The sequence below is a fragment of the Sphingomonas paludis genome, from assembly GCF_053502515.1.
In genome coordinates, this window is the sequence record NZ_CP187558.1 from 2885382 (window position 1) to 2899063 (window position 13682).

General features: G+C 68.8%; 12 protein-coding genes. All 12 read right to left on the minus strand.

Annotated elements, in window-relative coordinates:
- Positions 1-8: 8 nt before the first annotated feature.
- Positions 9-941, minus strand: coding sequence for a UDP-N-acetylmuramate dehydrogenase (gene murB / locus ACPVPU_RS14005; protein WP_448658576.1), 933 nt, complete (start codon positions 939-941; stop codon positions 9-11).
- 118 nt (positions 942-1059) lie between these two features.
- The gene (locus ACPVPU_RS14010; RefSeq protein WP_448658577.1) at positions 1060-1275 is read right to left on the minus strand and encodes a hypothetical protein; all 216 of its coding nucleotides are present in this window, start codon (positions 1273-1275) and stop codon (positions 1060-1062) included.
- Positions 1272-2696, minus strand: a complete 1425-nt coding sequence (murC, locus tag ACPVPU_RS14015) for a UDP-N-acetylmuramate--L-alanine ligase (protein WP_448658578.1) — start codon at positions 2694-2696, stop codon at positions 1272-1274. Before murC ends, ACPVPU_RS14010 begins: the two co-directional genes overlap by 4 nt.
- A complete protein-coding gene (gene murG / locus ACPVPU_RS14020) occupies positions 2693-3841 on the minus strand; it encodes an undecaprenyldiphospho-muramoylpentapeptide beta-N-acetylglucosaminyltransferase (protein ID WP_448658579.1) in 1149 nt (382 codons plus the stop codon). The genes murC and murG overlap by 4 nt, the downstream gene beginning before the upstream one ends.
- Positions 3838-5052 (minus strand): FtsW/RodA/SpoVE family cell cycle protein, encoded by a 1215-nt coding sequence (locus ACPVPU_RS14025; RefSeq protein ID WP_448658580.1) that lies wholly within the window; start codon positions 5050-5052, stop codon positions 3838-3840. Before ACPVPU_RS14025 ends, murG begins: the two co-directional genes overlap by 4 nt.
- Positions 5049-6425: a UDP-N-acetylmuramoyl-L-alanine--D-glutamate ligase gene (gene murD, locus ACPVPU_RS14030; protein WP_448658581.1), complete on the minus strand. Its 1377-nt coding sequence runs from the start codon at positions 6423-6425 to the stop codon at positions 5049-5051. The genes ACPVPU_RS14025 and murD overlap by 4 nt, the downstream gene beginning before the upstream one ends.
- A 100-nt stretch (positions 6426-6525) precedes the next feature.
- Positions 6526-7596 carry a phospho-N-acetylmuramoyl-pentapeptide-transferase gene (gene mraY, locus ACPVPU_RS14035; protein WP_448658582.1) on the minus strand — a complete coding sequence of 357 codons (1071 nt, stop codon included), beginning with the start codon at positions 7594-7596 and terminating at the stop codon, positions 6526-6528.
- Positions 7596-8966: a UDP-N-acetylmuramoyl-tripeptide--D-alanyl-D-alanine ligase gene (locus ACPVPU_RS14040; protein WP_448658583.1), complete on the minus strand. Its 1371-nt coding sequence runs from the start codon at positions 8964-8966 to the stop codon at positions 7596-7598. The genes mraY and ACPVPU_RS14040 overlap by 1 nt, the downstream gene beginning before the upstream one ends.
- The gene (locus ACPVPU_RS14045) at positions 8963-10381 is read right to left on the minus strand and encodes a UDP-N-acetylmuramoyl-L-alanyl-D-glutamate--2,6-diaminopimelate ligase (protein WP_448658584.1); all 1419 of its coding nucleotides are present in this window, start codon (positions 10379-10381) and stop codon (positions 8963-8965) included. The genes ACPVPU_RS14040 and ACPVPU_RS14045 overlap by 4 nt, the downstream gene beginning before the upstream one ends.
- Complete coding sequence (locus ACPVPU_RS14050) at positions 10378-12105, minus strand: peptidoglycan D,D-transpeptidase FtsI family protein (protein ID WP_448658585.1); 1728 nt, start codon at positions 12103-12105, stop codon at positions 10378-10380. The genes ACPVPU_RS14045 and ACPVPU_RS14050 overlap by 4 nt, the downstream gene beginning before the upstream one ends.
- Positions 12102-12731, minus strand: coding sequence for a hypothetical protein (locus tag ACPVPU_RS14055; protein WP_448658586.1), 630 nt, complete (start codon positions 12729-12731; stop codon positions 12102-12104). The genes ACPVPU_RS14050 and ACPVPU_RS14055 overlap by 4 nt, the downstream gene beginning before the upstream one ends.
- Complete coding sequence (gene rsmH / locus ACPVPU_RS14060) at positions 12731-13681, minus strand: 16S rRNA (cytosine(1402)-N(4))-methyltransferase RsmH (protein ID WP_448658587.1); 951 nt, start codon at positions 13679-13681, stop codon at positions 12731-12733. Before rsmH ends, ACPVPU_RS14055 begins: the two co-directional genes overlap by 1 nt.
- Position 13682: the final 1 nt, after the last annotated feature.

The following is a 13682-nucleotide window of genomic DNA, read 5'->3' on the forward strand; positions in this document are numbered from 1 at the left end:
CGCCAGGCTCACTTCGTCACCTCGACCCGTTCATCGCCACGATCATCGGCAAACACGCCCACCCGCTGGATTTCCCAATGCAGGTCGACGCCCGAATGCGCCTTGACCCGCGCGCGGACTTCCTCGCCCAGCGCCTCGATCTCGGCACTGGTCGCATCGCCGGTGTTGATCAGGAAATTCGTGTGCTTTTCACTGACCTGCGCGCCGCCCAGCGTCAGCCCGCGACAGCCGGCCGCATCGACCAGCGCCCATGCCTTCTCCCCATCCGGATTCTTGAAGGTCGATCCGCCGGTCTTGCTGCGCAGCGGCTGCGACGCTTCCCGCGCAGCACCGATCCGGTCCATTTCCGCCTGGATCGCGGCGGGCTCGCCCGGATCGCCCCGGAACACCGCGCCGACCACGACCGCACCCTCGGGCAACGCGCTGTGGCGATAGGTGAAGCCGAGCGCATCGAGCGGCAGCGTCAGCCGCTCGCCCGTACGCAGCACCACGTCGGCCTCGATCAGCACGTCCTTGACTTCGCGGCCATAGGCACCGCCGTTCATGCGGACGAAGCCGCCTACGGTGCCGGGGATCGACCGCAGGAACTCAAGCCCCGCAATGCCCGCGTCGCGCGCGGTCGACGAAACCAAGATGCCCGATGCCCCCGCCCCGCAGCGAAGCGTGGTGTCGTCCAGCCGCTCGACCCGCGCGAATGCCTTGCCCAGCCGCACGACCACGCCGGGCACGCCGCCATCGCGCACGATCAGATTGGAGCCAAGGCCCAGCGCCATGACGGGGGTGGCGGGATCGAGATCGCGCAGGAACGCAGCCAGATCGTCCACGTCCGCCGGCTCGAACAGCCACTGCGCCGCGCCGCCCGACTTGAACCAGACGAGCGGTGCGAGCGGCGCGTTCGGCGTCAGTTTCCCGCGCACTTCGGGGGAGGCAAGAACGGTCATCCCGCGACCCCTGTGATATCAATCCAGTGCTCCTGCGAAAGCAGGAGCCCAGGGTATCGAAGGGCGTCCGACGCCGCTCTGGGCTCCTGCTTTCGCAGGAGCGCGGCAGGGGCCCCGCTCACTTCCATCCCCACAGCTTCGCCCAGGCGTTCCACGCCTTCATGTTCGCCTCTGCGGCCTGCTGCCCAGCCTGCATCGCCTTTTTCCCGGCGGCCTGCATGTCGACCATGGCGCTGCCGGAATCGACCAGCTTCCGTGCGGCATCCAGTTGCGTCTGTTGCGCCCGGATGATCTCGCGCTGCATTTCGATGGCGGTGGAAAACCAGTCGGTCATGTGCGTGTTCCTTCGATGGCCCCCGCCAGGCCCCCCGCCCATTTGGTGATATCGCCCGCGCCCAGACACACGATCAGGTCGCCCGGCCCGACCTCGACCGCCAGCATCGCCGCCAGCGCATCGGCACTGTCGGCGGTGCGCGCCGACCGGTGGCCACGGTTCAGGATCGCCTGCACCAGCGCATCGGCGGACACGCCCTCGACCGGCGCTTCGCCCGCAGCATAGACGGGGGTGACGATGACGGCATCGGCGTCGTTGAACGCGGTGGCGAACTCGTCCATCAAATTGCCCAGCCGCGAATAGCGGTGCGGCTGGCACACCGCGATCACCCGACCCTGCACGCTTTCGCGCGCGGCGGACAGGACGGCGCGGATCTCGACGGGATGGTGCCCATAATCGTCGATCACCAGCGCAGGCGGTTGGCCATCGCCAAAGCCGATCTCGCCGACCTTGGTAAAGCGGCGCTTGACCCCGCTGAACCGAGCAAAACCCCGCTGGATCGTTGCATCATCCACGCCCAGTTCCAGCGCGACGCCGATCGCGGCCAGCGCGTTCTGGACATTGTGGCGGCCCGCCATGGGCAGGTCCACGGCCTCGATCGTGCGGGTCGATCCGTCGCGGGCGCGGGCAACCACGTCAAACCGGTTGCCGCCGGGATAGGGGGCGACGTTCAGCCCGCGCACGTCCGCCTGCGCGGCAAAGCCATAGGTGACGATGCGCCGGTCGCGCACCTTGGGGATGATCGCCTGAACCTCGGGATGGTCGAGGCACAGCAAAGCCGCGCCGTAAAAAGGGACGTTTTCGACAAACTCGACGAAGCAATCCTTCACCCGGTCGAACGACCCGTAATGATCCAGATGCTCGGGATCGATGTTGGTGACCACCGCAATGGTGCCGTCCAGGCGCAGGAAGCTGCCGTCGCTTTCGTCCGCCTCCACCACCATCCAGTCGGATGCGCCGAGCCTGGCATTGCTGCCGTAGCTGTTGATGATGCCGCCATTGATGACCGTGGGGTCGATGCCGCCGGCATCCAGGATCGCGGCGATCATGCTGGTCGTCGTCGTCTTGCCGTGCGTGCCCGCCACCGCGACGGTGGATTTCAGCCGCATCAGCTCGGCCAGCATCTCCGCGCGGCGGACCACGGGAATGCGCCGGGCATAGGCCGCCTCGACCTCCGGATTGCCGCGCTTGATCGCGGTCGAGGTGACGACCACGGCGGCGTCGCCCAGATTGTCCGCGTCATGGCCGATCGCGACGCGGATGCCGCGCTCGCGCAGGCCCTGGATCACATAGCCCTCGGCAACGTCCGATCCCTGCACGGCATAGCCCATATTGGCCATCACCTCGGCAATGCCGGACATGCCGATGCCGCCGATGCCGACGAAATGGATCGTGCCGATGTCGGTGCCGACCCCCTTCACGCGTAAGCCTCCCGGCTGGGGCTGGACTGCACCTTGCCGACGGGTGCCGTGGGCGCATCGACGCTTTCGACAAGGTCGGCCAGATCGCGCACCGCGTCGGGGCGCCCCACCGCGCGGGCGCGGGCGGCGGCATTGGCCAGCGCCTCCGGCTCCAGCCCCAGCTTCTGCATCTGCTTGGCCAGTTCCATGGCGGTGAATGCCGACTGGCGAATCGTGCGCGCGCCCCCCGCCTCGGTCATCTCGCGTGCGTTCGCCGTCTGGTGATCGTCGGTCGCGCTGGGCAGCGGCACCAGGATCGCGGGCCGCCCCGCCGCCGTCAGCTCGGCAATGGTCGATGCGCCCGCCCGCGCGATGACGATATGCGCCCAGGCCAGCCGGTCGGGCATGTCGGGCAGATAGGTGGCGATTTCCGCCGGAATGCCGTGCGCGGCATATTTGGCGCGCACCGCGTCCACATCCTCCGGCCGCGCCTGATGCGTCACCTGCAGCCGCTGGCGGAAATGCACGGGCAGCAGGGCCAGGCCGTCGGGCACCACCTGGCTCAGCACGCTCGCCCCCTGGCTGCCGCCCGTCACCAGCACGCGAAAGATGCTGTCGGCATCCAGCGGCGGATAGGGCCGCGCGCGCAGGTCGAGCACCGCCTGGCGCACGGGATTGCCGACCAGATGGACCTTGGGTGCCAGGCCGGGCTTCAGCCGCTCGACCGTGTCGTAACTGGTGGCGATGCCGTCCACCCGGCCCGCGACGAACCGGTTTACCCGGCCCAGCACGGCATTCTGTTCATGGATGATCGTCGGGATGCGCTTGCTGAACGCACCCAGCAGCGCGGGCAGCGCGGGGTATCCGCCGAAGCCGACGACGGCGGTCGGCCGCATCTTGGTGTAGATCTGGATGGCGCGCGCCCGGCCCTGGCGCATCTGGTTGACCGCGCGCAGCCAGCCGAGCGGCCCGCCCGCCAGCCGCCCGGCGGGCAGGACATGCGTTTCCACCCCGTCGAACAGGCCCGGAAAACGCACCCCGCGCGCATCGGAAATCAGCGCGACACTGTGCCCGCGCTTCATCAGTTCGGCCGCCAGTGCAGCCGCGGGCACCATATGGCCACCGGTCCCGCCGGCGGCGAGCACGAAATGGCGGGTTCTCTTCATCGTCCGTTCCACCTTGCCCCATAGGGAGACTGGGCCAGATACGGGTTTCGGCGGGTAAAGGCGAGCAAAAGGCCGGTGCCAACGGCCATCGCCAGCATCGACGACCCGCCATAGGAAATGAACGGCAGCGTCATGCCCTTTGACGGGGCCAGGCCGGTATTGACCATCATGCTGATCAGCGCTTGCAAGCCGATCTGCACCGTGATCCCCGCCCCTGCCAGCAGTCGGAAGGCGTCGGTTTCGTCGAACAGGCGGACGGCGGCACGGATGATCAGCGTCATGAACAGCGCGGCGATGATCCCGCAGGCGACCAGCCCGAACTCCTCGCCGATCACGGCAAAGATATAATCGGTGTGCGCCTCGGGCAGCTTGAACTTCGCCTGGCCCTGGGTCGGGCCAGTGCCGAGCAGGCCGCCGCCGGTCAGCGTTTCCATCGCCCGTTCGATCTGGAACCGCGTCGCCTCGGTATCCTCGCTCGACGGGAACAGGAACGCGTCGATGCGCCGCTGGGCCGTGCCATAGAAGAAATAGGCCGCAACGATGCCGCCGATGCCCGCCGCGATCAGCGCCGCAATGGCGCGGAACGGGATTCCGGCCAGGATGACCATGATCAGCCAGATGGTACACAGCAGGAACGCCTGACCGAAATCGGGCTGCAACATCAACAGGCCGGCACAGACGGCGGTGATGCCCCCGGTCACGGTGAACATCGGCAGATAGGGCGCATCGGCGCGCAGCGACAGCATCCATGCCGTGGCGACGATGAATGCGGGCTTCAGGAACTCGGACGGCTGCACGGTAAAGAAACCGAGCGGGATCCAGCGCGATGCGCCATTGGTCCCCTCTCCCCCGATCAGCGCCGCCAGCAACACCAGCGCCATGCAGGCGGGCAGCGCGGGAATGGCGATCCGCCAGACCCATTTCACCGGCAGCATCGACACCGCGAACAGCACCGGCAACGCCATGGTCACCCACGCCGCCTGTCGCCAGAAATAATGCATCGGGGCATATTGCACCGCTGCGCTGGAATAGCGGTCGGCAGAGGCGGGCGATGCCGCCGCCACCGCGAACAGCCCGAACGCGATCAGCACCAGCGTGGTCGCCACCAGCATCCGGTCGATCTCGTGGAACCAGGCGGCATAGCTGTTGCGGCTGCGCGTGGTCAGCGCCCGGGTGACGCCCGCCGGGCCGCCGCGCCAGATATCGGTCATTTCAGCGCCTCCACGGCCGCGCGGAATGCGGCGCCCCTGTCCTCGAAATCGCGGAACTGGTCGAACGATGCACAGGCGGGCGACAACAGCACCGTATCGCCCGGCCGTGCTTCGGCGGCTGCAGCGGCAACGGCGCGGTCCAGCGTGCCCAGTTCCTCCACGGCCATTTCCCCCTTCAACAATTCGGCGAAGCGCGCCCCTGCCTGCCCGATCGTATAGGCTTTGACGACATGGGGGAATCCCGCACGGCATGCCTCCAGATCATCGGTCTTGGCCTGGCCGCCCACGATCCAGCGGATCCGGGGAAACGCCATCAGCGCGGGCGCGACGGAATCGGGATTGGTCGCCTTGCTGTCATTGACGAATGCCACGCCACCCACGGTCGCAATGCGCTCCATCCGGTGCGGCAGGCCGGGGAACGTCTCCAGCCCCCGGTCGATGGCGTCGCGCGGTACGCCCAGCGCCTCGCACGCGGCAATCGCGGCCAGCGCGTTCAGCGCATTGTGCGGCCCCTGAAGCGCGGGCCAGCGCGACTGGTCCATGCAGAAACCGGGCGCGATCTTGGTCAGCCGCTCGCCGCGCCGCGACAGGCGGCGGGCGATGGCGGCGCTGGCTGCGTCGAAGATGCCGACGATCGCGGAATGATCGTTCGACTGCATGACGAACAGCCGTTCCTTGGACGCGGCATAGGCGTCGAACCCGTCATACCGATCCAGATGATCGGGCGTGATGTTCAGCAGCACCCCGACTTCGCAGTCCAGCGTCCGCGTCAGGTCGATCTGATAGCTGGACAGCTCCAGGACATAGACGCCCCCCGCCGCCAGCGGCTCCTGCTCCAGGATCGGCAGGCCGATATTGCCGCCCATCATCGTCGGGATGCCCGCCCCGGCGATGATGTGATGGGTCAGCGCCGTCGTCGTGGACTTGCCATTAGTGCCAGTGATGCCGACCACCTTGTGCGGCGGCAGGTCGGCACGGGCTTGGGCGAACAGCTCGATGTCCCCGATGACGGGCACCCCGAACCGCTCGGCATGGGCCGCAATCGGATGCCGGTTCAGCGGCACGCCGGGCGACACGACAACGGCTTCATAACCGGTGAGGTCAAGGGTTAAGGGGTCGGCAAAGCTTAGCCCCTCCCCTTCAGGGGAGGGGTTGGGGTGGGGTGATGGGGTGCAGTCAGCCCGCCCCACACCCCCACCCCAACCCCTCCCCCAGGGGGGAGGGGCTTGAATGGCGGAACGCCGTCCCTCGTCCGCATCCCAGGCCGTGACCTCGGCCCCGCCCACCAGCAGCGCGCGCACCGTCGCCGCGCCGGACCGCGCCAGCCCGAGCACCGCATAGCGTTTGCCGCGCCAGTCAGGTGAGACGATCACAAGCCCGTGCTCCTGCGAAAGCAGGAGCCCAGAGCCCCAGGCGACGTCGGCCGTTGCTCTGGATCCCCGCTTTCGCGGGGATACTGGGAAATCTGAAACGTCACCGCAGCTTCAGCGTGCTGAGCCCCGCCAGCGCCAGCACGAACGCGATGATCCAGAAGCGGATCACGACCGTCGGCTCGCTCCAGCCGAGCTGTTCGAAATGATGGTGGATCGGCGCCATGCGGAACACGCGGCGGCCCGTCCGCTTGTAGAAGAACACCTGGATGATGACGGAAAGCGCCTCGACCACGAACAGGCCGCCGATGATGCCCAGCACGATCTCGTGATGCGTGGCGACCGCGATGGTGCCGATCGCCCCGCCCAGCGCCAGGCTGCCGGTATCGCCCATGAACACCGCTGCCGGGGGCGCGTTGAACCACAGAAACGCCAGGCCCGCGCCGACAATGGCACCGCAGAAAATGGCCAGGTCGCCCGCCCCCGCCACGTGCGGGATGCCCAGATAGCTGGCGAACTTCACATTGCCGACCAGATAGGCGATCAGCATGAACGCGACACAGGCGATGATGACCGGCATCGTTGCCAGCCCGTCCAGCCCGTCGGTCAGGTTCACCGCATTGCCGAACGCCACGATCGTGAACGCGGCAAAGACGATGTAGAAATAGCCGAGGTCGATGGCGATGTTCGAAAAGAACGGCACATAGAGCTGCGTCCCGTTCTGGCCGGTGATGATCCAGGCCGCGATCGCCGCGATCAGGAACTCGCCCGCCAGCCGGATCCGGCCGGAAACGCCGGCCGTACTCGCCTTTCGCACCTTGTCGTAATCGTCCAGGAACCCGATGAACGCAAAGCCCAACGTCACGAACAGGCACGCCCAGACATAGGGGCTGCGCGGGTCCATCCAGATCAGGATGGCCAGGCTCATCGCGGTCAGGATCATCAGCCCGCCCATGGTCGGCGTGCCGCGCTTTGCCAGGTGCGATTGTGGCCCGTCGGTGCGGATCGGCTGGCCCTTGCCCTGGCGGACGCGCAGCCAGCCGATGAAGCGCGGACCGATGACCAGCCCGATGAACAGCGCCGTCGCCACCGCCGCGCCGGTTCGGAACGACAGATAGCGCACCAGATTGAGCAGGCCAGGAAAGCCCAGCGCCTCGGCCAGCAGATACAGCATCAGTTTGTCCCCGCCAGCGCCGCCACCAGCGTCGCCAGCCTTACCCCATTGGATCCCTTGACGAGCACCGCGTCGCCGGGTGCGAGCCGCGCCCGGATGATTTCCGTGGCCGCTGCGGCGTCGGGCACATGGACGAAATCCACCTGCCCCTCAAGCGTCCTGGCCAGCGGCGCCATCGCTTCGCCGACCAATACGGCGAAATGCACGCCCGCTGCGACGACCGGTTCGGCCAGCCCGCCATGCAGCGCGTCCGACTGGTCGCCCAGCTCGCGCATTTCGCCCAGCACGGCGATTCTGCGCGTCGCCGGTTCGGCGGCCAGCACCGCCAGCGTCGCCCGCATCGATGCGGCATTGGCGTTGTAGCTCTCGTCGATCAGCAGCGCATGGCCTTCGCCGACGGCCACGCTCATCCGCGCGCCGCGCCCCGGCAGGTCGGCCATGTCGGCCAGCGCCAGCCCCGCCAGCGCCAGGTCGCCGCCCGCCGCATCCACCGCCGCCAGCACTGCCAGCGCGTTGGACACCCAGTGCGCACCGGGCAGGCCGATGGTAAAGGTCAGCTGCCGGTCGCCCACCTGCGCCGTCACCTCGCTGCCGCCGGTCAGGGTGCGGATCGATTCGAGCGCGCGCACATCCGCGCCCTCGCCGTGACCGAAGGTGACGATCCGCGCCGCATGGGGCCGGGCGTGACCGATCAACCGATCGCGGTGCACGCTGTCGAACGGGACGATGGCCGTGCCGTCCGGCTCCAGCCCCTGGAAAATCTCGCCCTTGGCATCGGCGATGCCGCTTTCGTCCTTGAAAAACTCGATATGTGCCGGCGCAATGGCGGTGATGATGGCGACATGCGGGCGCACGATCCGGGTCAGCGCCGCCAGCTCGCCCGCATGGTTCATGCCCATCTCGAACACGCCGAACCGGCTGTCGGCGGGTGCTCGCGCCAGGCTCAGCGGCACGCCGGTATGGTTGTTGTAGCTCTTGACCGACCGGTGGACCCCGCCCGGCGCACATCGGTCCAATGCGGCGAACAGCGCTTCCTTGGTGCCCGTCTTGCCCACCGATCCGGTGACGCCGATCACCGTGCCCGTCATGCGCGCCCGCGCAGCGACGCCCAGGGCGTTCAGCGCGGCAAAGCCGTCCGCCACCCGGACATGGGGATGATCGGTCGGCTGGCTGACGATCAGGCCCGCCGCGCCGCGCGCCATCGCCTGATCCAGATAGCGATGCCCGTCGCTCGCCTCGCCCTGCATGGCGATGAACAGGTCGCCAGGCTGCACTTCGCGGCTGTCGAACGTGACGCCGGTGACGGTAAAGTCGGCGGATGCCGTGCCCCCGGTCGCGGCCGCGATGTCGGCTGAAGTCCACAGGCTCATGCCCCGGCGCACTCCCGCGCCACGGTCACGTCGTCGAACGGCAGCACGCGGTCGCCGACGATCTGGCCCTGTTCGTGCCCCTTGCCAGCGATCAGCACGATGTCGTTCGGCCCCGCCTCGGCAATGGCGGCGGCGATGGCGGCGCGGCGGTCGCCGATCACCGTTGCGCCGGGTGCGCCGGCCAGCACCATCGCGCGGATCGCGGCCGGATCCTCGCTGCGCGGATTGTCGTCGGTCACGATGACGCGGTCGGCGGCGGCGATGGCGACCGCGCCCATTTCCTCCCGCTTGCCAGCGTCCCGGTCACCCCCTGCCCCGAACACCACGATCAGCCGCCCGGCGGTGTGCGGCTTCAGCGCGGCGATGGCGGCGGCCAGCGCATCGGGGGTATGGGCATAGTCGACATAGACCGGCGCGCCATCCCGCGTGATCGCCGCCCGTTCCAGCCGACCGCGCACCGGGGCCAGCCGGGCGAGCGCCGCGATGGTCGTGCCCGCATCGCCGCCCGTGGCGATGACCAGCCCCGCGGCGACCAGCGCATTCGCCGCCTGATAGGCGCCGATCAGCGGAAGCATCACCCGGTGCTGCGTGCCCTCCACCTCGATAACCAGTTTCTGGCCCAACAGCGACGGTTCACGGTCGACCAGTCGCAGCGCATCGCCATGCTCGCCCACGGTCAGGATGCGGTTGCCCCGATGCCGTGCCAGGTCGATCACCCGCTCCGCATGGGGATCGTCGGCCCAGATCACCGCCGTGCCGTCCGCGTCCAGCACCTCGCTGAACAGGCGCAGCTTGGCGGTGAAATAGGCCGCCATGTCGCCGTGATAGTCCAGGTGGTCGCGCGACAGGTTGGTAAAGGCTGCAGCGCGCACCGGCAGCCCCTCGGTCCGGTATTGCGCCAGGCCGTGGCTCGACGCCTCGAACGCCAGATGGCTCACCCCCTCGCGCGCCAGACCGGCGACGTTGGACAGGAACGTGACGACATCGGGCGTGGTCAGGCCGGTGACGACGCGCTCGTCCGCCGTGGTGACGCCCAGCGTGCCGATGCTGGCGGCATGGTGCCCCGCCATCCGCCACAGCTGGCGCGTCAGCTCGACCGTACTGGTCTTGCCATTGGTGCCGGTAACGGCGACGGCCGTGTCGGGAAAGGGCTGGAAGAATCGCGCCGCCAGCCGGGCGAACCGGGCGCGCGGGCTGTCGTCGGCGATATGGACCGCCCCCTCCACCCGTACGCCGGGCCGGGCGACCACTGCAACCGCGCCCGCCTCGATCGCGGCGGGAATGAAATCCTCGCCGTTGACGCGCAGTCCTTCGAATGCCCCGAAGATGGTGCCGGGCGCGACCTTGCGATGGTCGATGGCAAAGCCGGTGACCGTGCGCTCGTCCGTCCCGCCGATCAGCGACGACAGCCTCATTCCGCTGCCACCGCCGTTCCGCGCGGCGACCACAGCAACGGCTCCAGTTCGCCGACGTCGATGTCCTTCGCCGGTTCGGGCAGCACGCCCAGCATCGGGCCGGTGCGCTGGATCGTGCGGCTGACGGCCGGGGCGACGGTCCATGCCGCCGAAGTCTGGCCATAGGTATCGGCGCTTGCCTTGGGCGAATCGAGCATGGCGACCACCACATATCGCGGTGCGTCCATCGGGAAAGCCGCTGCGAAGGTGGAAACGTTCACCGTCTTGGAATAGCCGCCGGTCGCGCTCAGCCGCTCGGCCGTTCCGGTCTTTGCGCCGACGCGGTAGCCATGGGCATCCCCGCGCTTGCCCGTTCCCTTCAGCGCGATCAGCCGCAACAGCTGGCGCATCCGGTGGCTGGTCGCTTCGCTGAACACGCGCTTGCCCTCCGGCACCTGGCTGGGGGCCAGCCGCATCAGCGTGGCGGGCCGCAGCACGCCGCCATTGACCAGCGCGGCATAGGCGATGGCCAGGTGCATCGGCGTCACGGCGACGCCGTGGCCATATCCGCTGGTCAGCACGCGGGCACGACTCCAGTTCTCTTCCGAAAAACGGGGGTTGCTGCGTTCGATCTCGATGTCCAGCGGCTGATGAAAGCCCAGGCTGCGAAACAGCGCCTTCATCCGGTCCTCGCCCATCTCGTCCGCCAGCCGCGCGGTGACGATGTTGGACGAATGGACCAGCGTTTCCGGCACGTTCAGGAACCGGCGCTGGGCATGGTCGTCCTTGATGCGGAACCGGCCGACGGCCAGCGGTTCGACCGCGTCGTACCGGCGCTGCATCGACGTCACGACCCCGGCGTCGATCGCCCCGGCGACGGTGATCGGCTTGAACGTCGATCCCAGTTCGTAAACGCCCTTGGTCACGTTGTTGAACTGGCCGTCAAGCGACCGGACATGGTTGGGATTGAAACTGGGCAGCGATACCATCGCCATCACTTCGCCCGTATCCACGTCCAGGATGATGCCCGCCGCACCCAGTGCCTGATGCTTGATCATCGCATGGCCCAGCTCGCTTTCCAGCGCCGACTGGACGCGCAGGTCGATGGACAGCGCAGCCGGCGTCTTGGCCAGCGCGGCATCGGTCAGCCGCCCGTCCAGGAACTTCTCCATGCCGAGCGCGCCCCGGCCCTGCGCATTGGTGAAGCCCAGGATGTGCGCAGCCGTCGCCGACTGGGTATAGAGCCGCTCGGGCTCGCGCCCGATGCGGATGCCCGGATCGCCCAGCGCGTTCGCCGCCTCGGCCAGCTCCGGCCGGGCATGACGCTTCAGGAACTGGAACGGCGCGGTGCTGGTCAGCCGGGCATAATACCATGCCTCGCTTTCCTCGGGCATCAGCGCGTGCAGCCGCCGGGCCAGGTCGCGCTTGTCGCCGATGACCTTGTCCGGCTGAACCCCGATCGACGGGACCAGGATCGTCTGGGCCAGCGGCACGCCGTTGCGATCGACGATGTCGCCGCGATTGACGGCGATGCCGGTCCGCCCCCCGGCTTCCGCCTCGGGGGTCATCGCCAGCCAGCTCAGCCGCACGATCACGGCCACCACCGCCAGCACGAACAGCGCCAGGATAACGGCCATGCGCGCATGGGCCACCGGCACCAGCCCCAGCGGCGGGGCAGGCAACGGCGCTGCCGTCCGGTTGGCAGGCTCCAGCGCCAGATCGCGGCCAAGCAGCAATGTGGTCACCGCAAGGTCGCTCCGCCGGCGGCCGAACCGCGCAACAGATCGCTGAAACTGGTATCGCGCAGCAGCTTGTCCTCAAGCGGCGCGGCACGCCCGGCGCCCTTGCCCGCACGCGGGGCGGCGGCGGGAGTGACGACCGATTTGACCTTCACCGTCTGGGCTGGCGCGATCGGCTGGGGCGTCGGGGCCGGGCCGACCGCTGCGGTCGTGGCGGCGGCGACCTGCGGCGCAGGCTTGGCAACCTGCGGCACGTCCGCTGCCTCGAGCGGCTTGGCCGCCAGCGCAGGGACGGCTTCGGGCACGATATAGCCCGCAAACTGGCGGTCGCCCGCCTCGCCCGGCTGTTCCAGCTGGGCCAGCGCCGCCTCGCCGGTCATGAACTGGCCGGCCGCCGGTACGCTCAGCCGCATCAGCTCGCCGTTCCACCGTTCCAGCTGGGCGGTGTTGGCGCGCGTCATGAACTCGGCCTCCAGCATCCGGATATCCGCCTCGGTCGCGGCGATGGCATTGTCCAGCGCCACCACGCGCTGCCGCTCCGCATCGACATGCGACGACACCATGTTGCACCCGAGCGCGACGACCACCGCCCCGCCCAGCCAGCCCAGCCCCCGAAAGCCCCTGATCGCCATCAGTCCTCTCCCTTGCCTGTCCATGGTGCGCCCGCCGTCCGCCGCGCCGCCCGCAGCGTGGCCGAACGGGCGCGCGGGTTGCGGGCCAGTTCCACTTCATCGGCGCGCACCGCCCGCGCCGGCGTCTCGAATGTCGGTGCCCGCGCTGCCGCCAGCGCGGGCCGGTGGCGCGAACCGGTCGGCTCGCTGCCCGATCGTTCGCGCAGGAACCGCTTGACCATCCGGTCCTCGCCCGAATGAAAGCTGACGATCACCAGCCGCCCGCCGGGGGCCAGCACCCGCTCGGCGGCGTCCATTGCCTCGGCCAGCTCGTCCAGCTCGCGGTTCACATGGATGCGGATCGCCTGGAACGTGCGGGTGGCGGGATCCTTCTTGTCGTGCGGGCGATGGCCCAGTGCCCGGCGAACGGTGGATGCCAGCTTGCCCGTCGTCTGGAACGGACGGTCGGCGACGATCGCCCGCGCCACCCGGCGGGCACGCGGTTCGTCGCCATAGCGGTGCAGGACATCGGCAATGTCCGCCTCGTCCGCGGTGTTGACGAAATCCGCCGCGCTGTCGCCTTCCTGCGCCATGCGCATGTCCAGCGGACCGTCCTCCGCCTGGAACGAAAAGCCGCGATGCGCCTGGTCCAGCTGCATCGACGATACGCCGATATCCATCACCACCCCGTCGACCGGCACCTTGCCGATCCCGGCCAGAGCCTCCGCCATCGCCGAAAAGGGCGCGTGGATCAGCGTCAGGCGACCGTCGCTGCCCTCGACCATCGCCTGGCCGCCGGCAATCGCATCGGGATCGCGGTCGAATGCGATCACCTCCGCACCCGCCGCCAGCATCGCCCGCGTGTAACCGCCCGCGCCGAACGTCGCATCGACATGGCGCTCGCCCGGCCGAATCGCCAGCGCGGCCAGCACCGGCTCCAAGAGGACGGGGATATGCGGCTGCCCGGTCATG

Bases quoted from the DNA above. Each gene is read 5' to 3' on its own strand.
- murB (WP_448658576.1), bottom strand. From the start codon at position 941: ATGACCGTTCTTGCCTCCCCCGAAGTGCGCGGGAAACTGACGCCGAAC.
- ACPVPU_RS14010 (WP_448658577.1), bottom strand. From the start codon at position 1,275: ATGACCGACTGGTTTTCCACCGCCATCGAAATGCAGCGCGAGATCATC.
- murG (WP_448658579.1), bottom strand. From the start codon at position 3,841: ATGAAGAGAACCCGCCATTTCGTGCTCGCCGCCGGCGGGACCGGTGGC.
- ACPVPU_RS14025 (WP_448658580.1), bottom strand. From the start codon at position 5,052: ATGACCGATATCTGGCGCGGCGGCCCGGCGGGCGTCACCCGGGCGCTG.
- mraY (WP_448658582.1), bottom strand. From the start codon at position 7,596: ATGCTGTATCTGCTGGCCGAGGCGCTGGGCTTTCCTGGCCTGCTCAAT.
- ACPVPU_RS14040 (WP_448658583.1), bottom strand. From the start codon at position 8,966: ATGAGCCTGTGGACTTCAGCCGACATCGCGGCCGCGACCGGGGGCACG.
- ACPVPU_RS14045 (WP_448658584.1), bottom strand. From the start codon at position 10,381: ATGAGGCTGTCGTCGCTGATCGGCGGGACGGACGAGCGCACGGTCACC.
- ACPVPU_RS14055 (WP_448658586.1), bottom strand. From the start codon at position 12,731: ATGGCGATCAGGGGCTTTCGGGGGCTGGGCTGGCTGGGCGGGGCGGTG.
- rsmH (WP_448658587.1), bottom strand. From the start codon at position 13,681: ATGACCGGGCAGCCGCATATCCCCGTCCTCTTGGAGCCGGTGCTGGCC.